This window comes from Aureimonas sp. SA4125, from assembly GCF_019973775.1.
In the GTDB taxonomy this organism is placed as follows: domain Bacteria; phylum Pseudomonadota; class Alphaproteobacteria; order Rhizobiales; family Rhizobiaceae; genus Plantimonas.
Genome location: NZ_AP025032.1, coordinates 1,338,798 through 1,357,504, shown reverse-complemented (window position 1 = coordinate 1,357,504; position 18,707 = coordinate 1,338,798). Strand labels below are relative to the sequence as shown.

The 18,707-nt window shown below is 69.6% G+C and carries 22 protein-coding genes; 2 read left to right on the top strand and 20 right to left on the bottom strand.

All coding sequences use genetic code 11. The features are described 5' to 3' along the window. The 16 genes from Sa4125_RS06230 to Sa4125_RS06155 all read right to left on the bottom strand — a co-directional run bounded on the left by Sa4125_RS06230 (position 1) and on the right by Sa4125_RS06155 (position 12,741). Positions 1 to 3,876 (bottom strand): glycoside hydrolase/phage tail family protein, encoded by a 3,876-nt coding sequence (locus tag Sa4125_RS06230; RefSeq protein WP_224004888.1) that lies wholly within the window; start codon positions 3,874 to 3,876, stop codon positions 1 to 3. A gap of 3 nt (positions 3,877 to 3,879) precedes the next feature. Continuing rightward, on the bottom strand, positions 3,880 to 4,317 hold the full coding sequence (locus tag Sa4125_RS06225; RefSeq protein ID WP_224007580.1) for an NlpC/P60 family protein: 438 nt from the start codon (positions 4,315 to 4,317) through the stop codon (positions 3,880 to 3,882). Positions 4,318 to 4,418: 101 nt separating this feature from the next. Continuing rightward, complete coding sequence (locus Sa4125_RS06220; protein ID WP_224004886.1) at positions 4,419 to 5,303, bottom strand: DUF2163 domain-containing protein; 885 nt, start codon at positions 5,301 to 5,303, stop codon at positions 4,419 to 4,421. Next, on the bottom strand, positions 5,300 to 5,971 hold the full coding sequence (locus Sa4125_RS06215; protein ID WP_224004884.1) for a DUF2460 domain-containing protein: 672 nt from the start codon (positions 5,969 to 5,971) through the stop codon (positions 5,300 to 5,302). The genes Sa4125_RS06220 and Sa4125_RS06215 overlap by 4 nt, the downstream gene beginning before the upstream one ends. 1 nt (position 5,972) lies before the next feature. Further along, positions 5,973 to 6,545, bottom strand: coding sequence for a phage tail tape measure protein (locus Sa4125_RS06210; protein WP_224004882.1), 573 nt, complete (start codon positions 6,543 to 6,545; stop codon positions 5,973 to 5,975). Between the two features lie 94 nt (positions 6,546 to 6,639). After that, positions 6,640 to 6,852: a rcc01693 family protein gene (locus Sa4125_RS06205; RefSeq protein ID WP_224004880.1), complete on the bottom strand. Its 213-nt coding sequence runs from the start codon at positions 6,850 to 6,852 to the stop codon at positions 6,640 to 6,642. A gap of 5 nt (positions 6,853 to 6,857) precedes the next feature. Continuing rightward, entirely contained in the window at positions 6,858 to 7,268 is a 411-nt protein-coding gene (locus tag Sa4125_RS06200) for a gene transfer agent family protein (protein WP_345944317.1), read from the bottom strand. An 11-nt stretch (positions 7,269 to 7,279) separates the two neighbouring features. Further along, complete coding sequence (locus Sa4125_RS06195) at positions 7,280 to 7,693, bottom strand: phage major tail protein, TP901-1 family (RefSeq protein ID WP_224004878.1); 414 nt, start codon at positions 7,691 to 7,693, stop codon at positions 7,280 to 7,282. Between the two features lie 118 nt (positions 7,694 to 7,811). Then, positions 7,812 to 7,994: a hypothetical protein gene (locus Sa4125_RS06190; protein WP_224004874.1), complete on the bottom strand. Its 183-nt coding sequence runs from the start codon at positions 7,992 to 7,994 to the stop codon at positions 7,812 to 7,814. A gap of 68 nt (positions 7,995 to 8,062) precedes the next feature. Then, complete coding sequence (locus Sa4125_RS06185) at positions 8,063 to 8,524, bottom strand: hypothetical protein (RefSeq protein ID WP_224004871.1); 462 nt, start codon at positions 8,522 to 8,524, stop codon at positions 8,063 to 8,065. A gap of 116 nt (positions 8,525 to 8,640) precedes the next feature. Next, positions 8,641 to 9,051, bottom strand: coding sequence for a DUF3168 domain-containing protein (locus Sa4125_RS06180; RefSeq protein WP_224004868.1), 411 nt, complete (start codon positions 9,049 to 9,051; stop codon positions 8,641 to 8,643). A gap of 292 nt (positions 9,052 to 9,343) precedes the next feature. Then, positions 9,344 to 9,676 (bottom strand): phage head closure protein, encoded by a 333-nt coding sequence (locus tag Sa4125_RS06175; RefSeq protein ID WP_224004865.1) that lies wholly within the window; start codon positions 9,674 to 9,676, stop codon positions 9,344 to 9,346. Then, positions 9,676 to 10,236 (bottom strand): head-tail connector protein, encoded by a 561-nt coding sequence (locus tag Sa4125_RS06170; protein ID WP_224004862.1) that lies wholly within the window; start codon positions 10,234 to 10,236, stop codon positions 9,676 to 9,678. Before Sa4125_RS06170 ends, Sa4125_RS06175 begins: the two co-directional genes overlap by 1 nt. 81 nt (positions 10,237 to 10,317) lie before the next feature. Beyond that, positions 10,318 to 11,580, bottom strand: a complete 1,263-nt coding sequence (locus tag Sa4125_RS06165) for a phage major capsid protein (protein ID WP_224004859.1) — start codon at positions 11,578 to 11,580, stop codon at positions 10,318 to 10,320. Positions 11,581 to 11,665: 85 nt separating this feature from the next. After that, entirely contained in the window at positions 11,666 to 12,286 is a 621-nt protein-coding gene (locus tag Sa4125_RS06160; RefSeq protein ID WP_224004856.1) for an HK97 family phage prohead protease, read from the bottom strand. Beyond that, on the bottom strand, positions 12,283 to 12,741 hold the full coding sequence (locus Sa4125_RS06155; RefSeq protein ID WP_224004853.1) for a DUF6107 family protein: 459 nt from the start codon (positions 12,739 to 12,741) through the stop codon (positions 12,283 to 12,285). The genes Sa4125_RS06160 and Sa4125_RS06155 overlap by 4 nt, the downstream gene beginning before the upstream one ends. A gap of 252 nt (positions 12,742 to 12,993) precedes the next feature. Here Sa4125_RS06155 and gntA point away from each other — a divergent pair, with 252 nt between their 5' ends. After that, a complete protein-coding gene (gene gntA, locus Sa4125_RS06150; RefSeq protein ID WP_224007576.1) occupies positions 12,994 to 13,713 on the top strand; it encodes a guanitoxin biosynthesis heme-dependent pre-guanitoxin N-hydroxylase GntA in 720 nt (239 codons plus the stop codon). Beyond that, entirely contained in the window at positions 13,710 to 14,315 is a 606-nt protein-coding gene (locus Sa4125_RS06145; RefSeq protein ID WP_224004850.1) for an urea carboxylase-associated family protein, read from the top strand. The genes gntA and Sa4125_RS06145 overlap by 4 nt, the downstream gene beginning before the upstream one ends. A gap of 39 nt (positions 14,316 to 14,354) precedes the next feature. Here the strand turns inward: Sa4125_RS06145 and Sa4125_RS06140 are convergent, their stop codons facing one another. The 4 genes from Sa4125_RS06140 to Sa4125_RS06125 all read right to left on the bottom strand — a co-directional run bounded on the left by Sa4125_RS06140 (position 14,355) and on the right by Sa4125_RS06125 (position 18,688). Continuing rightward, the gene (locus tag Sa4125_RS06140) at positions 14,355 to 15,575 is read right to left on the bottom strand and encodes a phage portal protein (RefSeq protein WP_224004846.1); all 1,221 of its coding nucleotides are present in this window, start codon (positions 15,573 to 15,575) and stop codon (positions 14,355 to 14,357) included. A gap of 260 nt (positions 15,576 to 15,835) precedes the next feature. Continuing rightward, a complete protein-coding gene (locus tag Sa4125_RS06135) occupies positions 15,836 to 17,212 on the bottom strand; it encodes a terminase family protein (RefSeq protein ID WP_224007574.1) in 1,377 nt (458 codons plus the stop codon). Between the two features lie 167 nt (positions 17,213 to 17,379). Further along, entirely contained in the window at positions 17,380 to 17,808 is a 429-nt protein-coding gene (locus Sa4125_RS06130; protein ID WP_224004844.1) for a hypothetical protein, read from the bottom strand. A 385-nt stretch (positions 17,809 to 18,193) separates the two neighbouring features. Further along, complete coding sequence (locus Sa4125_RS06125) at positions 18,194 to 18,688, bottom strand: YcgN family cysteine cluster protein (RefSeq protein ID WP_224004841.1); 495 nt, start codon at positions 18,686 to 18,688, stop codon at positions 18,194 to 18,196. Positions 18,689 to 18,707: the final 19 nt, after the last annotated feature.

Genomic DNA, 18,707 nt, shown 5'->3' with positions numbered 1-18,707 from the left:
TCACGCCGGCCGCACGAACACGGCCTGCCTCCCCGTCCCGGCACCGAAGCCGAGGCTGAGCTGTGCGACCTCCACCGTCAGCCGCGGTGGCAGCGCGCCGAAGGTGGCGACCTGCGCGGCCGCAGAGACCATCGCCGCCGGCACCGCCGTCTCCATCGCCAGCGCGGCGCCCGCATCGTCGGCGATGGTCAGGCGGTAGCGCTCGATCTCCTCGCCGAGCGGCACATCGAGACCATCCCAGGAATCTCCGGCGATTCGCGTGCGGCGGATCCAGCCGAGGTCGAGACCGCCGTCGGCTTGGAAGCGGCCGCGAAGATGCACCGGCGAGAGCGGCCGGACGCCGCGTGCACCGAGCACGTGCGTCACCCGCAGCACCGCGGGATCGTCGAGCGGCCGGCCGACCGGCGCCAGCCGAAAATCGAGCGCCCGGCCGATCTCGCCGCCGGCAAGATCGAGGCTGGAGCAGGCGGCATCGAGCAGGACGAAGGGCGCGCCCGGCGCCGCACCCGCTTGCATCGCGTCCTCCGTGCCGCCCTGCGCCCTCAAAAACGTGGAGAGGCGAAAGCGCATCGGGGCGATCTCCTCGGCGTCCTGGAACTGCAGAACCTCCCATTCGCCGGTCGCCGAGCGCACCGCGGCGAGGTTGGCACCGGACAGGAGCCGCTCCGGCGTGACCGAGGCGAGCGCCCCGCGCCAGAGTTCGACCTCCAGCACCGTGCGCCGGTCGAGCAGCGCTTCCGGGCCCGGCGTCAGGGCGGAGACGAGCGCGCCGACCGTTGCCGGGGCGCTCTGCACCAGCCGCGTTTCCGGCTCGCCGCCGACCGCAGCGATCTGCACCGCGATCGGCACGAAGGGACGGGCGTGGATCGCGATCCGCGCCGCGTCCTCGATCCGTCCGGAAGGAGGCACCGGCAGGTCGAGGAAATGCACCAGCGGCCGCGATGCCGTGACGGGCACCTTCGGCAGGGGTGACGGCAGTTCCGTCTCGTCGCCGCGACCGGCCCGTCGCGCCGGCAGCTTTCGCGCCTCGACGCGGCGCGTCAGGCCGGTCTCGATCCGCGAGATCAGCCAGCGCCCGGCTGTCGCGGGCAAAGTGACGACGTCGCCGACATCGACTGCGATGTCCGCCGGCGACAGCGAGAACCGCGCCGTCTCGCAGGCCCCGATCCGGTCCGACAGGAGCGCTGCGGCAAATCCTCGCGCTTCGCTCTCCTCCAGGATCACCGGCAGTTCCACCGTCTCCTGCCGCGGATCCTCGGCGAGCGCCGACAGCGCTTCGGCGGCGGCGGACTGGTAGGCGCGCGACGGGTCGCTGTAGCCGACGACGATTTCCTGCGGGATCTCGCTCGCCTCCATCCGCCGGACCGTAACCAGCGGACCCTCCTCCTCCTCGGCGAGGACCTCGATCGGCCTTGCCGCCGGCAGCGCCGACAGCGAGCGGAAGACGAGACTGCCGCCCGCTGCCATGGCGACGATGCCGCAGAGGCGCAGGAGATCCTCGAGCGCATCGCGCGCCGAGGCGGGACCGCCGACGACATAGCCGCCGACGAGCGCATCGACGCCCGTCACGTCGACGTCGGTGAAGCCGTGGTCGGCGAGGAGCCGGCGGATCAGCGCGTCGACGGGCGCACGGCCGAGCCGGCCGGTCAGCCAGTGGCCGCGCCGCCAGTTGTCGCCGTCGCTCCAGACGTCGGTGCGGCCGGGAAAGGCCGGATACGGCCGGGCATCGAAGGTCCAGAGATGGATCGCGGCGGGATCGACCATCCGCCCGCCATAGACCGGCGAGACCGGATTGGCCGCCTCCTCGAAGCCCGCGGAGTCAGGATCCCAGTGGCGAAGATGCGCCTCCAGAAAGCGCCGTTGGATCAGGTCGTCGCGCGCCCCGGTCGAGAAATGCGGCAGAAGGCTTTCCGAGGATTTCGGGTCGAGAAAGACGTTCGGCTGGTTGGCGCCCTTGTCGATCGCGGGACAGCCGAGCTCGGTGAACCAGATCGGCTTGCCGCCTGGCACGAAGGCGGTGGGGCCACCGACCTCGACCCCGCCGCGCCGCTCGACATGGCTGTTCGACCACCAACCGACAAGATCCTTTGGCCTGAAGACCCACGGCTTGCCGAGGCCGTCGGTGATGGCGGTGCGCAGGCGCGCCGCGCGCTCGGCGTCGGAGCGATAGTACCAGTCGCCATACTCCCCGCCGGCGATGCCGCGCCCGAGCGCCGACGCATCATAGGGCGAGGCGGAAGCGTCGGGACCCGCACCGTCCGCGTCGCCGTCGCGCCAGTCGGCGAGCGGCAAGTAGTTGTCGATGCCGATCATCGCGATGGCGGGGTGGGCCCAGAGCGGATCGAGGTTGAAGTAGACGTCGCCCGAACCATCCGCCGGCTGATAGCCGAAGTACTCGCTCCAGTCGGCGGCATAGGTGAGTCTCGCGTCGGGCAGGACGAGCTTGACCTCGGCGGCGAGCGCCATCAGCGCCGCGACGAAGGGAAACCCATCCGCGCCGTCGCGCAGGCGCGTCAGCCCGCGCAGCTCGGAGCCGATGATGAAGGCGTCGACGCCGCCGGCCAGCTTTGCCAGATGCGCCTGGTGCAGGACCATGCGGCGGTAGGACCACTTCGCCGGGCCGTGATAGCGCACACGTCCGCCCTCGAGCGAAAACTGCGCCGCCGTCGCCGTGCCGACAAAGGCGGCGACGTCGGCGGCCGCGGCGGGAGTCCCATCGTCCGAGCCGGAAATGCCCGGTGCGACGTCGAGGGTGATCCGCCCGCGCCAGGGATAGGCGGCCTGCTCGGTCCCGCCATAGGGATCGGGCAGCCCGTTGCCTGCCGGCACATCCATCATCAGGAATGGATAGTAGCTGACCGCAAGCCCGCGCCCGCGCAGCGCAGCGATGGCGGCGACGACGCCCTGGTCGCCCGGCGTGCCGCCATAGGCCGGCCCGCCGCCGCTCCGGCTGACCAGAAGCGCGTCGCCGCGTTCGGTCTCGCCGACGCGCCAGGGCCGGCTTTCGTCGCGGGTGGAAACCTCGACCTTCGGCCGGACGGTGCAATGGCCGGCGCGCAGGTCGTCGCCGAACCAGGAAACGACCAGCGCCACCCGCTCCAGCCGCGGGCACAACGCCTGCAATTCGTCGAGGGAAGCCTCGATGTCGCTTGCCGCAAACAGCATGTTGCGGTTGCGCAGGATGTCCTCGCCGCCGCGGACCGTCTCGCGCATCGGCACGGGATCCAGCCCGTGCTCGCTGGCGCCCGGAATGAGCGTCACCGCGCGGATCTCTTCCTCCAGCGCGCCGACCGGCCGGATCACCTCGCAGGCGATCTGCGGGATGCGGTTGCCGTAGGCCTCGAGCGGCAGGCGCTCGAAGACGATATAGGCGAGGCCGCGATAGGCCGGGGCATTGCCGGCACCCTGTTTCGCCTCGATCAGCGGATCGGGCATCTGCGTCTCATCGCCGCGGTGGAGGCGATAGGTGATGCCGGTGAGGTCGAGTTCCTCGCCATCGGCCCAGACCCGGCGGATACCGGCGATCGGCCCCTCGCAGAGGCCGATCGCAACATTGCCGGCATAGGAATAGGTCGTCGTCTCGGACTTCGGCGCGCCGCCCTTGCCGCCCTGGCGGCTCGTCTCGCGCGTCTCCTCGAAGCGCGTCGTCCAGATCACCTGGCCGTAGAGCCGGGCGACGCCGGCGCCCTCGTCGGCTTCGAGGATGCGGGAAGCGCCCAGCCGCGCGCCTTCGCTGCGCCGCGTCTGGCCAAACAGCGCGCTGTCCAAGGCATAGCCGCCGAGGGCCCCCAGCGCCCGCCCGGCGATGGCGCCGAACGGGCCGCCGATCAGCCCGCCGACGAGACCGCCCGCCGCCTGCAGAAGGATCGTCGCCATGATCTACTCCGGAAAGCGGAACGCCGCCGCGATGCGCCTGATCCAGGCGGCGCCGAGCGGCGAGGAGAGGACGGCATGGCCCTCATAGGCATGGATCACCCGGCCGCCCTCAGCGAGCCGGCCGCCTTCATCGAGAATGCCGCAGTGCTTCGCCGCCGCCTGGCTGTGCCAGCGAAACAAGAGGAGGTCGCCCGGCAGGGCGTCGGCCACCGCGATCTCCGGCATGTGCCGGCGGGCCGCGTCGAGCAGCGGTTCGCCCCCGCCCCGCTCGGCCCAATCGGGCGTATAGGGCCCCGGCGCCTCCGGCTCGTCTCCATAGAGCGCGCGCCAGACACCGCGCACGAGGCCGAGGCAGTCGCAACCGACGCCCCGGCGCGAGCCCTGGTGACGGTAGGGCGTGCCGATGAAGCCCTGCGCCGCCGCCAGGGCTTTTTCGCGCATCTTCGGGACAGGGATCCCCGCCCCGCCCCGCGTGTCCGGCAGACCGGCAGGAACCGCGGCGTCCACAAGCGCCATTGCCGCGTCCGGCCCGGCCGCCACGCTCACGGCACCACCGGCGCGCCGTCGTTCAGCGCGTCCTTCCTCGCAAACCCCAGCGCCGCGTCGTTGCCCGGCAAATGCGGAAAGCCGCGAAAGTTCGGCCCGTTGTCGAACCGTGCGCGGCAGGTGGCAAAGCTCTTGTCGCAGCCGGCATGCAGCCTCAGGAGATCGCCCGCAACGGCCCCCTCCCGGTCCGCGCCGAGCAGCCCGATCCGTACCCGCCCGTCGCCATCCCGCCGCAGACCGGCGATCTCGGCCCTCAGGCCAGCCATCTCGCCGCTCTGCCAGACGACATGGCCCTGCGCGTACAGGGACAGGTCGATGCTGCCGACGCCGGTGACGATCAGCCTGCCGCCTATGAACTCGACCAGCGCCGCGTCCGCATGGAGCGCCGATGTGTCGACGCCGCAGCGCGCGTCGCCCAGCACGGCGTCGCAGCGGCGGCGGTAGATGCGGCCGCGGCGACGGTCGAGGCGGCTGGCGATGCCGCGCAGTTCCGCCGTGAAGGCCGGACCGCCGCGCGTGACCTCGCCGAGTTCGGCGACGTCGAGGAGAAAGTGCTGATCGGGCTCCTGCCAGTTTACCACGAAGATCTCGACGCGCGCCCCGTCATAGCGCCCGGCCGCGATGTCGGCCGCCTCGATGGCGAGCGAGGACAGCGCGCCCTCGACCTCCTGGGTGCCGGCGGCAAGGCCGAGCGATGCCTCCGCCTCGCCGGCCGTCAGTCCCGCCGCGGCCTCGAAAATCGTGCCGGCGAAGACGAGCACCTCGTCGTGATCGGTGAAGCCGAGAACGGTCCCGTCGCGGCGCGTCAGCCGCCAACCGGTGGCGAGCGTCGTCGCCTGGCCGGCGAGATGGTCGCCGAGCGCATCGGGTACCGTCCTCATGGCTGGATCTCCGCGAGGGGCCGGATCTCGACGAGGGGCCGGATTTCCACGAGGGGAATGGCGGGGATGTCGCCGGCCTCGAAGGCGGCAAGGTTGACCACCAGCTGGTCGAGGTCGAACCGCACCGGCACGTCGAACTGGAAGCCCGCGGTGACCGCCTGCCCCGCCGCAGGCGGCGCCGCCAGCGTCACGAGGCCCGTCGCCGCATCGACGGAGAAACCGCCGCCGAGTGCCGTCCCGTCGACAGCGACGACGACCGTTCCGGCCACAGGTTTGGCGATCGGCCTGACATAGGCATCGGCGCCGAGGCCGTAGCGCTTCGACAGCGAAAAAACCTGCGCCGCACCGTCGCCCGCGCCGATCTCCTGGTCGAAGGCGGTGGCCAGCTGTCCGGGCGGCGCCGAGGAATGGTCGAGCGGATCGCGAAAGCGGAAGCCGACGAGCTTGCCGCGCCGTGCCTCGAAGAAATCGAGCACGGCGAAAAGATCCTCGCGGCTCTTGACGCCCGAGCCCGCATCGTAGCGACGAAAGGCATGGGCGTGGCGCTGGTTGCGGCTCTCGAAGCCGGTGGACAGGCGGACGATTTCGGTCCGGCGCTCCGGCCCGCCAGAGGTGCCGAAGGCGACGCGCAGGGGAAAGCGCTCTTCGCTGAAGGAGGCGATCGCCATCTCACAGCCCTCGCCGGCCGCGCTGCGCGGCACGCGCCAGCATCGCCTGGATCTGCGCCTCGGAGCGGCGAAAACTCGCCGCGTCCGTCGCGGTGACGTTGAAGACGATGGTCGGTGCGGCGCGCCCGCCTTCGCCCAGCGCGACGCCGAGCGAACCGTCGGCACCGCGCTTCAGCGGCATTATCGCCTCGGCCCCCGCCTCGCCCATCAGCCCGATCCCGCCGCCGGTCGGAAAATAGCTCGGCGCCGCGACGACGCCGCCCTTGGCGAAGGGCGTCACGCTTGGTGCAGCGCCGCCGCCAAAAATACCGCCGAGGCCGCCGACGACCTGCTGCAGCACCCCGCCGACAGCGCTCTCCAGCGGCTTCAGCGCCGCGTTCAGCGCCAGCGACGCGATCCGCTGCCCGAGCTGCCGGAGGACACCGTCCAACGTCCGGCTCCCCGACACCGCCCCCTTCAACGCTGCGCCGAAGGCGGCACCAAAGCCGTTCGCCTTCGCCGTCAGATCGCCCATGGCCTTGTCGAAACCCGACATATCGGCCTCGACCGCCACCAGCAGCGTCTCGTCCGCCATGGATCACCTCATGCTTGAAGGGAAAAGGTCGGCGCATCAGGGAAGGCGCAGCCTTTCAGCTTCGCCATCCTCGGGACCTGGCCCCGAGGACCGATCACCCATCGGGAAAGCGCCGCATCAAGTCGGCGAGTCCCGGACGGGAGATCGGCGGCGACGGGGCCGGCGTGAGCGGTGCCAGGGCATGCGCCAGTTCGCGCGGCGTCATCTGCCAGAAATCGCGCGGTCTGAGCCGGAGGATGCCAAGGCCGGCCGACATCGCGGCGTCCCAGGGAAAGGCCGTGCCGGCGCCCGGCGCCTTTGCCGGCACGGCGATCAGGGGTTTGCCGGAAGCGTCTCCGGCTTGCCGTCGCCCGTCTGCACCGGCGTCCGCCCCTCATCCTCACCGCCGAACGCCGCGGCCAGGAGTTCGGCGACGAGGCGCGCTGCGCCCGCCGTGCCGCCGTCGATGCGCATCTGCGCGACTGCCGCGTCGTCGACGTCCATCCCGCCGCCGCGAAGGCCGGCGCCGAGGATGCGGATGAGGTCGCGGGAGGCGAGCCGACCGGCGCCGAAGCGCGCAACGAGAGACGCGACGTCGTCGGCGGCGAACGCATCCTCGAGTTCCGCCAGCGCGCCGAGCGTCAGGCACAGCACCGCCGACTGGCCGTCGATCACCGCCGCCACCTCGCCGCGCCGCCGGTTGACCGGCCGGCGCATCAAAGGCCCCGCCTCGCCGCGGGACATCGTCCCGCCGCTCACAGGGCAGCGAAGGCGAGCGCGCCGGCCGATTCCAGCGTCATCTCGAAGCTGACCTCGCCATTGTGCTCGCCGTCATATTCGAGCGCGGTCACCTGGAAGGGGCCGGTGACCGAGCCGAAATCCGGGATGATCGCCTGGAACGGCGCCACCGTCCCCGCAAAGAACAGCTGCCGGATCGCCGCATCCGATTCCGCGTCCTTGAAGATGCCGCCGCCCGACAGCGCCGCGCGCTGCACGCCGGCGCCGCCGAGCAACTCGCGCCAGCGCCCGGCGCTCTCGGCATCGGTGACGTCGACCGTCTCGGCGTTGAAGGCGATCCGCCGCGTGCGCAGCCCCGCCACCGTCTGGAAATTCGTGCCGCCCGCCGGATCCACCTTCAACAGGAGATCCTTGCCCCGCTGCGCCGCCATCCCGGCCTCCCTCTCTTCCGCCAACGAAAAAGGGCGGCCCGTGAGGCTGCCCTTGCATCATCTTCTATGATTGTCGAATTCTACGGCTATCGAGATCTCTAGCCCATTGGCCGCGAAGTCAGGAGCAGCGAGCGACCTTCACGGTCCGCGAAAAATAACTCGTTGCCTTCTCGTCAAAAGCGCAGCGTTTAGCCGCATCTTGAATTTCACGAACCTGAAGCATCTCTTGAACGAAATCCGCAGTGCGCTTTTCGGAGTTCTTCATAAGTTCGATTTGGGTGTCTCTATCAAATGGCTGCATACGAGCCTCCCTCCATGGAGGTTTCAAACTGGTCAGCTTCCACTAGAAAGCTCAACGCCAGTGCATTTTTATCGTTCCGCAAACCATGTGTGAGACCCGTTCCATACGTCTGTCTTCCACACGGTATAGCCTTTGCCGGCGAGTGTCTGCAAAATTCGCTGGTATTTCGTTAGCGCCTTGGCGGGTAGATTTGGCGTGTAGGTCACCATCGTTAAGACGCTCGGGCGAGCCTCGTCAATCAAAGCCTCAATCGCTTGGCAGATGGCAGATAGCACAGCGGCACGATGATCCGGCTCTGGAATTTTCATCCGTACGACCGCCGATTCCCAGATGTCGTAGATGTGATCGGTATGAGGATCATACTCAAGCAGGCAATATATGATCTCCTTGGCGTGATCGCCATAACCCGCAATGCTGCCAAGCGCCACGAAAATTGAGTATCGACACATACTTACATCATCGAAGCCGATCGGTAACTGAGCAACATACCAAACCCCGTTATTGGTGAGGAAGAACGAAATTTCGTCCATCTGCGTCAGTGCGCAATGAAACAAAAACGCCTCCCGATATGCTCCGCTTTCGCAACGGTTGCATAGGGGCCTGTCGATCGACGAATTGGCAACGAGTAATTGACGCCCATTGGCGCCTAAGCCACCGGCTCCGTCACCGCCCGGAACCGCAGGATGCCGTGATAGGTCGCGGATTCCGGCTCCTGCCGGGCTTCGGCGAACTGGAGCTGGAGGTTGACGAGGCTGTGGCCGGTCAGCGGCAGGTGGGCGTCGTGCAGGCGGTTCGTGACGTGGTCCATGATCGCGAAGGTCTCGACCTTGCCGCCGCCCTTCGCCCAGACATGCAGCGTGAGGATGTGTTCGGCGCCGTCCTCGGTGCCCGTCGACCAGTCGACGACCGTGGTGCGGCCGAGGGTCAGATAGGGGAAGCTGGCGCGTTCGGGCACGTGGTCGAAAACCTTCGGACCACCCAGGAGGGACAGCAGCGCCGCATCCCCGGTCAACGTTTGGAAGATGCTCGTCTGCAGCTCAGCGCTCGCATAGGCCATGGCGGTACCCTTCCCAGCCAATCTCACCCGTCGTGTCACAAAGAAATATGGCGTGTCCCGGGGGCTGTCGAGTGAATCAAAGATTAATTCTCGTCAATCTTTCCGGAGCTGCCGACCGCATCCTCACCTGCTGCTCCCTTAGAAGCAGGTGCTTGCCGCCGAAGCATCGACGTCGCGGGCAGAGGCCCGAACGGCGCCGCGTCGTCGTCCGCGATCCGTCGCGACGCCGCCTTGGCGAGGGACAGTGCCCGCCCGCGCAACCGCGCCGCCAGGCCTGCCGCCGACACCTGCCTCATCGCTCCTCCTCGCAGCGGCAGACGAGATAGCGGCCACTGTCATCGGGGTCATGTACCGAGCGGATCAGCAGGCGCCTTGCACCGATGCGGAAGGCCATGCCGCGGTCGACGTCGGACCGGAAACGGCAGATGACACGGTGCGTCACCACCGCCTCGCGCTGGCCAAAACGCTCCTCCGTCGCGACGGAGACCGGCTCGACATGAACCGAGAGCTCGGCGACCTCGCGCCAGGAGGTCGCCGCCCCGCCGCTCTCGTCCGGCACGGCGTCCGCCGCTTCGAGGATCGCGCGTCGACGCAGGAGCCCGGGATCGATGAACAGCGGCGCCACTACAGGAGAACCCGCCGGAACGGGGCGATCAGCACCCGCGCCGCATCCGGGACGATCGCCGGCTGCATCCCGGCCGAGACCGCACCGCGCAGCTCATAGGCGGTGGCGACGATCCGCTGCATCGCCAGCACGAGGTTTTCCGGCACCGTGCCCGGCGCGAACCCGGACGTAAACTCGATCTCGGCGCCATTGACCGCCGCCCTCACCACGGCCTGCGACACCCGGATCGCCTCGACCCCGAGCGCCCGCTCGATCACCCCCTGGCCGGGCCCGAACTCCGTCGGCACGCCCGCGCCGTCGAAGGCCACGACCGAGGTGACCTCATGCAGCGGGTGGCGCGTGATCTCGATCCAGCCGTCGCCGGGGACCGGGTCGAGCGCCAGGCGGAAGCCGCGCCGCACGAGCACGAGCCGCGTCTCGCGCTCCACCGTCTCGCGCGCCGCGGCGACGAGGCGGGCGAGGAGCGCGTCCTCGTCGTCCCGCTCGATCCGGCACCAGGCCTTCGCCTCGGCAAGCGTCACCGGCTCGGCGGCGATGCCGCCCAGATCGATCAGCGTCATCGCGTGTCTCCCGTCTGTATCCCGAAATGAAGACGGCCGGGATTTTGCCCCGGCCGCTCGATCGCTTGCTTGCCCTGCCGATCAGCCGGCAAAGACGAGGAACTTCGCCGCGTCGAAATCCTGCACCCCGCCGCCGACGCGCTTCGTCGTATAGAAAAGGACATAAGGCTTGGCCGAATAGGGATCGCGCAAGACGCGCACGCCCTGGCGGTCGACGATGAGGTAGAAGCGCTTGAAATCGCCGAAGGCGATGGCCGGCGCGTCCGCGGCGATGTCGGGCATGTCCTCGGCCTCGACGGTCTCGAACCCCATCAGCGTGGCGCGGGCGCCGGCGCTCGCCGGCGGCTGCCAGAGATAGTTGCCGTCGGCGTCCTTCAGCTTGCGCACGGCGGCTTGCGTGCGCCGGTTCATGACGAAGCTGGCGTTCTGCCGGTAGCCGGCCTTCAGCGCGTAGACGAGGTCGATCAGCGCGTCCGTGCCGGTGCCGGGAAGGAAGCCGCCGTCGGCGCCGGTCGCGACCGTGCCGATTGTGCCCCAGGTCCAGGCGCTTTCGGCCGCTGTCGGATAGGTCATGAAGCCCTTTGGCCTCGCGACGCCGTCGCCGGTGACGAAGGCGGTGGATTCCTGCGCCGCAAAGGCCTGCTCGACCTCGTCGCCGATCCAGCGGTCGATATCGACGGCCGCGTCGTCGAGAAGGGCGTTGGTCGCGGCCGGCATGGCGTAGAGCTCCATGGTCGGAAAACTCAGCTCGGCGAGCTGCGGCGCCGTCGTTCCCGGCCGCGCCGCGGTCTCCGCCACCCAGCCCGTCTGCGCCCCGGTGATGGCGAAGGGCTTTTTCAGGACCGCCGAGGAGACCGTGCGCACCGAGGCGATGGAGCGGATCGGCGAGATCGCGGCGAGCCGCCGGCCGATCTCCGTCTCTGTCTCCTCCGGCACGAGAAAGCCGCCATCGGCGCCGGTGAGGCCCGACATCGCCTTTTCTTCGAGGCGTCTGAGCCGGTTCTCGTCGCCGCCGCGGACATAGGCCTCGAAGGCCTGCCGGTGCTCGCTGACGAAGACGTCGCCGCCGCCGCCGGAAAGTCGCGGCCGGAGCTCCTTCAGGACCAGACGTTCCAGCCGCTTCTCCTGCTCGTCGAGGGCCCTGCCGATGCGGTCGACCTTCTCGTCGGTGACGACGTCGGCGCTCATCCGCTTCTCGATCTGCGACAGCCGCTCGTCGTTCGCCCCGCGAAATCCTTCGAAGGCCTGCATGAACTCGCCGAAGGCGGCGGCGATCTCGCCGCTCTCGGCGGGCAATCCGGTCTGCGCCTTCGTTTCCGGCGCGCTCAGCGTGATCTCGGGCATGTCTTCTCCTTGGTTGGCTCGTGTGTCGGGGTTGGCTTGTGTGTCGGGTGGGCGAGAACCGGCGGAAAACGCCGGGCGTGCGGCCTCAGGGAGGTGCCCCGAAGAGCCGATCCGGCGCGGTCTGGGCCGATCGCGCCGCCAGGCCGATCGCGGCGATCTCCGGCGCGGGACGAAGGCGCCTGGCCCCGGCGCGCAGCCGCGTCGCGAGCCCGGGCATCGCAGCGCGCACATCGATGAGCCGCGCGCCCTCCTGCATCGGGAAGGTGACCACCGAGATCTCCCAGAGGTCGATCTCGACGAGGCGGCGCCGTGTTCCCCCGCCGCCCCGGTCGCGGACGGCGCGTTTGGTGCGAAAGCCGATCGACAGCCCGTCGACGGCGCCGGCCTCGATCAGCGCGAAGGCCTCGCGCCCACCTTGCGTCTCCAGCGCCAGCCGCCCCTCGGCAAGGAGCCCCGTCGGGTCCTCGCGCAGGCGCGTCCAGACGCCGACCGGCCGCGCCGGATCGTGCTGCCAGAGCATGCGGATGCGGGCGGGCCCCCGGCGTGCCAGCGAGGCGAGGAAGGCGCCGGGCTCGATCCGGTCCCCGACGAGATCGACGACGCCGAAGAGACTGGCATAGCCCCGGATCGTGCCGGCCGGTGCGCTCGCGGCGTCCGGCACCAGCGTCAGCCGGCCCGTGCCGACCGCCATCGCTTGCCCCGTCATCGACGGTCTCCCTTGCTGCTGCGAAGACTGTCCGCGTGCCTGCCTGGACCGGAAGCCATCCGACGCAGCTTGGTCGGTGACCTCGGTCGATCCGGGTCGTCCGGCGTCGCCTGCCCCGCCTCCCTCGGCTCGGCAGGAGCCGCCGGCGTGCGGAACAGCGCGTCGGCAAAGCGCTTGATGACGCCGAGGGCCCACCAGGCGCAGAGGCTCGCCGCCGCCGATCCCATCATCGCCTGCTCGCCCGGCGACAGCGCGTCGCCGAGCCTGAGATGCTGCGCCAGCGCCAGCCCCGCCGGCCCGCCGAAGACAAGGCCGGTAACGAGGCCTACGAGGAACCGCGCCGCGGCATCCTGCCGGCCGCGCGGCAGGAGATAGGCGATCGAGATCGCGGAACCTGCCGCCGCTCCCGCCAGCTTGGCGCCCCATACGACGCCCGAAATCGGCTCTGCGGACATGATGCCCCTTCCCTTTTGCAAGACGGATGGCGCTTGCCGGACGCGCGAGACGGCGGCGCGCCCGGCGCGCGGGCTTTTCCGGGGGGAAAGAGCGGTCGCTCCTACGCGTATCGCTGGCGGCCCGATGCCGACGGCATCGAGACCATCCCCTCCCGGCGCAAGTGGCCGTTTCCCGGCGGGATCGGGCCGCAAAGCCGGAACAACGCGGCCGGACGGGTGTTCATGGACTCCAAAACGGAGACCGGCATGCTGATGCAATCGGACGCGACGACAGACTTTCGGGCCGAGGATGATTTGAGGGCGTTTATTCTCGAGCAGTCGTTCCCCTGTGTCGGGGCGAAGTCGGCCGTGCAAAAGGGGCGGATGACCGTCTACTCGGCGCGAAGCATCGACAGCGCGTGGAACGACGTCGAGATCCAGGATCGGCTGATGCGTTTTGCCTGGGACTACGCCCAGGAGCCGACGCTCTTCACGAGTTTTGCCGTCGTCTTCGAAGGGCCGCTCGATCTCAGCGAGGAAGCGTTCGAGGAGCATCTCTGGGCGCGTGTCCAGTCGCTTTCCGACAAAGATGTTTGGCGTGGCCAGGCGCACGATCCCCGGGTCAGCCACGATCCGGACGACCCGCATTTTTCGCTGAGCTTCGGCGGCGAGGCCTTCTTCGTCGTCGGCCTGCATCCCCGTGCCAGCCGCCCGGCCCGCCGCTTCCGCCATCCGACCATGGTGTTCAACCTGCACAACCAGTTCGAGCTGCTGCGCGAGCAGAACCGTTACGAAAAACTGCGCTCGACCATCATCGACCGCGACATCAAGCTTGCGGGCGACGTGAACCCCATGCTCGCCCGCCACGGCACGATTTCGGAGGCACGCCAATACAGTGGCCGGGCCGTGAGCGAGGAATGGGCCTGCCCGTTCTCCAGCCCCAAGGCCACGCCGGATGCAGAACTTCCGGCCGAACGGGAGGACGCGCCATGAGCGACACGACGACGAGCGCCGAAACCTTTTCCATCCCTCCCCGCAGCGGCGTCGCCTTCGAGCTGAAGGCCGGCCAGGAACTGACCGTCATCGATCCGCTCGGCGGACAGGTGGCCGATCTGCTGACGGCGTCGAAGGCCGATGTCCGCGAGATGCTCTCCTCCGGCCGCACGCTCGACTACGCCGAGCGCATTTACCTCACGACCGGCGACAAGCTCTACTCCAACCGCTCCAATGTCATGCTCGAGATCGTCGCCGACACGGTCGGCCGGCACGATTTCCTGCTGACCCCCTGCAGCGAGGCGACCTTTCGCCTCTGCTACGACAACGAGCCCTCGCATCCCGGCTGCCACGGCAATCTCGCTGGCGCGCTCGCGCCCTACGGCATCGCGGACGACGCCATTCCCGTCGCCTTCAACTGCTTCATGAACGTTCCTGTCGACGGTGCCACCGGCACTTTCAAGGTGCTGCCGCCGCTGAGCCAGCCCGGCGACCACATCGTCTTCAAGGCGCATATGGACCTCGTCGTCGGCCTGACGGCGTGCTCGGCGCCGGCCAGCAATGGCGGCACGTTCAAGCCGATCCACTACCAGATCCGTTAGGGGCTTCGCTCCTGCGAGGGCGGGAAACCTCAACGCGCGTCAACCGCGGGGTCCATAGCCCACGGCCTCGCGCTTCTCGTCCTCGCTGAGGAAATCCGCCGCCCCGACCCGTGCCCAGAGCGCCTCGCGCTCGACGCCGAGGCCGTCGATGCGATCGGCGTCGAAGCCGAGCCTGAGGCCGGGTGTGGCGAAATGGCCGGCGAGAAAGTCGCCGATCGCGCCCGTCAGCCGTGCGATCAGCGGCAGCACGGTCAGCCGGTAGAAGGCGCGGTTGGCCTCGGCATAGTTGGCATAGGTGTTGTCGCCGGGAATGCCGAGGAGCATCGGCGGCACGCCGAAGGCGAGCGCGATGTCGCGTGCCGCCTGGTTCTTCGCCTCGATGAAGTCCATGTCCTTCGGCGACAGGCCCATCGCCTTCCAGTCGAGCCCGCCCTCGAGGAGCATCGGCCGTCCCGCGCGGGCAGCGCCGGTATAGCCGCTCTCGAGCTCGAGCTTCAGCCGGTCGAACTGGTCGGGCGACAGATTTCCCGCCTCGCCCGGCTGATAGACCAGCGCGCCCGAGGGCCGCGCGGAGTTGTCGAGCAGCGCCTTGTTCCAGCGCGCCGCGGCATTGTGGAGATCGAGCGCCGCGCGCGCCGCCGACAGAGGCGCAAAGCCTTGCGTATCCGCGAGCGGATGGAACAGGCGGATATGCAGCAGTCCTCCCGGCCCGTCGCGTCTTGCACCGGGACCCTCACCTGAACCGCCGCCGGTCTCGCCGCCCTCCGCCGCGATCCGCCGGACACTGCCGCCGACACGGTATTCGTAGGCCTCCGGCCAGCCGTCGCGTCCCTCGATCACCCGCATCCGATCGGGCCGCAGCACGAACAGCGCCCGCGGCACGCCGTCGACCGAGATGCATTCGAGAAATCCATCGCCCGACAGGAGGAGATGGCCGCACAGCGCCTCGACGAGCCCCGCCCCGTCCTGTCCGGCATTCGGCCGGCGCAGGAGCGCCAGCATCGGATGCGTCTCGACCTCGCGCGGCCCCTCGTAGAGGAGAAGCGGGATCGCCGCGGCGTTCTCGGCGATCAGCCTGACGGAGCGGTAGACCACCGGATTGTGCATGAAGCCGGCCCGCGCCAACGCCCGATACGGCCGCTCCCCCTCCACATCCGGCACCGCCCCGGTGAAGACGAGCGTCCCCGCGGCGCTCTTCGCCTCGGCCGCGGCCACGGGCGCCGGCGCCCACCGCGCCGCCAGAAAATCTCGCAGTCCCATGGATGTCTCCGTGATGTCGGTCTTTTCGAAAGCTGCGCGCGGTGCTCCCTTTGCATCGGCACAGGACAACCGCGACGGCGACGCGCCTGCTTCGCCCCTTTGGGGAGAAGGGCCCGGCAGGGCGATGAGGGGAACGCCGGTGGCCGGCAAGACGCGAGCGGCAGATCGACGAGCGCCGCCCCCTCATCCTGCTGCCGCGACCTTCTCCCGGAGGGGAGAAGAAGCAGCGTCGGCCGCGCATTCCCTCAGATCCCCTGCCTCTACAAGCCCCGCACCCGCGGCTCCGCCGACGGCGCAGCCAAGGCCGTCACCGCCCAGACCAGGGCGTCGAGCCGGTCGGGCGAGCGGCCCGAGGAGAGGCCGTCGGGACCGAAATCGGCCATTTCGTCCTCGAGCGCTGGAAAACTGCCGGCATGGCGCACCCGCCCCTGTTCGTAGAGCGCGGCCACCGGCTCGGCCCGCACCCATTTGCCGCGGCTTGCCCGGACAGCGCGAACGGGCGCCGAAGGCGCGACGGTGCGGATCACCGCCTCGACCATGTCGCCGCCCTGGTTGACCTCGGCAACGATGCGATCCGCCTCCAGGCGTTCGTAGAGCGCCACGGCCGCCCGCGCCCATTCGTGCGGTTTCAGGCCCTGCCGGCTGTGGTCGGCGAGAACGTAGATCGTCCCGTCCGCCGCAATGCCCGCAGCCACGATCCCGCACGCGTCCGACCGTTTCGTCGCCGTCGCCGGCGGATCGACCGCGACGACGATGCGCCGAAGCTCCGGCGCCGCCCGGACCCTCTGCCGGTCGATCGCCGCGCGGTCGAACAGCGCATCCTCGCGCGCCGCGATCATCTCGCCGAACAGTTCCTGCCGTCCCAGCCGCGACCCGCCGTATCGCGCCTCCATCGCCTCGACGAACCCCGCCCCGAGATTGCCGGCATTCTCGTCGGTGCGCATGTGCGTCACCACCGTCCCGCCAAAGCCGGGAGCCACGTCTTTCTCCCCCCGCCGGGGGGAGATGGCCGACAGGCCAGAGAGGGGCAGCCCAGCCTCGCCAACCCCGCCAGCCCCGCGGGGCTCGCCTGCCGGGACCGCGCCATCGCCGCGCCCGGCAGCCCCACCCAAAAATCCCGCCTCCGCCAGCATCCGCTGCAACAAGGGCACCGGTCGGGGCGTCGTCGTGAACAGCGCCCGCGGCCGCGCGCCGAGCCTCAGGCCCAGCTGCAGATTGTCGAAACAGGCTTCCGCATGCTTCCATTTCGCCAGCTCGTCGCCCCAGGCGGCGTCGAACTGATAGCCCCGGAGCGATTCCGGATCCTCCGAGGAAAAGATCTGCGCCGTGGCGCCATTGGCGAAGACGAGGCGCCGCCGCGTCGCCTCGTAGACCGGCCGCGGACCCGCGACATTCGCCCTGAGCCCGCTCTCGCCCTCGATCATCACCTCGCGCGCATCGGCCAGCGTTTCGGCCACGAGCGCGATCCGCGCATGAACGCGCGTCGCGGCGGGAAGAACACCCTCCACCATCGCCCGCACCCATTCCGCGCCGGCGCGCGTCTTGCCCGAGCCGCGCCCGCCGAGGATCAGCCACTGCCGCCAGTCGCCCGGCGGCGGCAGCTGCGCCGGCCGCGCCACCAGCGGCCAGCCCGGCATCGCCCGCCCGATCACCGAAGCGCCGGCGCCCGAAACCTCCGCCTCGGCCAGCCGCCAGAATTCGGTCTCGTCGATCTCCTGCTGCGCGGCCGCCCATCTCGCGGACCGCGCCGCCACGACCTCCGGGCGCAGCATCGTGGCGGGAAAGACCCGCTGCCGCCGCCGTTTCATGCGCCTCCCGCGGCCGCCGCATCCGGCGCTCCGTGGCAGGCCGCAGCCAAGACCGCGTCGCCCTCGTCCATCCCGCGATAGCGCCCATCCGCCGCAAACAGCACCGCGCCGCCGCGGCGCCGGGCATCCAGCGCCCGCAGCCGCCGCAGCATCTCCGTCGCCAGCCGCGCCGCCTCCGCATCCTCGTCCGTGTCGCCGCGCGCCGACAGCGCCTCCAGCCGCTTCAGCTCCAGGAGCTTTTCCAGCGTGCGCGTCACCAGCGCCACCGCCTCGACCCGCCCCTTCGCTCCGGCGTCGCGTCTATCCTCGCCGGCGTCGTCAGGACTATTTTCCTCGCAGACCCGCTCCAGCGCAGAAAGCTCGCGCGTTAGCAGCACCAGCAGCCGCGCCGACAACGGCGCCTCCTCCCGGTCTGCCTCCGCCATGAAACCTCTCCGGCCATGAAAAAGGGCGAGGGGATCTCTCCCGCCGCCCGCACTTTTCCGACTGTAGCTGGAGACTACGCGAGCACCGTCACGCTGTCAAGGGATATTTTCCTATTTAAAGACGCCGGATGTATTCACGCTTGCGGCTGAAGGACTCCGCTTCGTCATCCTCGGCCGCAGGCCGGGGATCCATGCCGAGGCGATAAAGCGCTGAAACGGCTCCGGTTCTGGCTCTCGCCCGTCGGTGGCATGGATCCCCGCGCTCCGCGCGAGGATGACGAGGGGAGGTTTGAGCCGGGAAAGGCACAGACGGAGGGGCCGTCCCGCGTCGATCGCTGAAACCATCGCGGCTCGGCACGCCGACGAGGCCCATCGACAATGCCCCCTACCGCACCCCCGCCCCCGGATCCTCCCCCGGCCAATCCGCCAGATGCTCTTCCAGATCGTCCGTCTCCATCCCCTCCTCCGAGATCGTCCGCCCGCGCACCGAAATGCCCGCCTGGTGCACCGTCTCGAAATCGCCGGAGAGGAGATGGTGCCACCAGTAGAGGTCGTGCCCCTCGCGGACGAGGCGGTAGGCGCAGGTCGGCGGCAGCCAGCTGATCGTGTGCACCTCCTCGACGGTGAGGCCGATGCAGTCGGGGACGGTGGCCTGGCGGTTGGGATAGTCCTTGCAGCGGCAGGTCTCGCCGTCGAGCAGCCGGCAGGCGACCGAGGTCCAGGCGATCTCGCCGGTGTCCCAGTCCTCGAGCTTGTTCAGGCAGCAGCGGCCGCAGCCGTCGCACAAGCTCTCCCACTCGGCCGGCGTCATCTCCGCCAGAGACTTTTCCTGCCAGAAGGGCCTGTTGCCGGAATCACGCAGCGGTGAAGGATCTGCCATGTGCTCAGTGTCTTTTCTT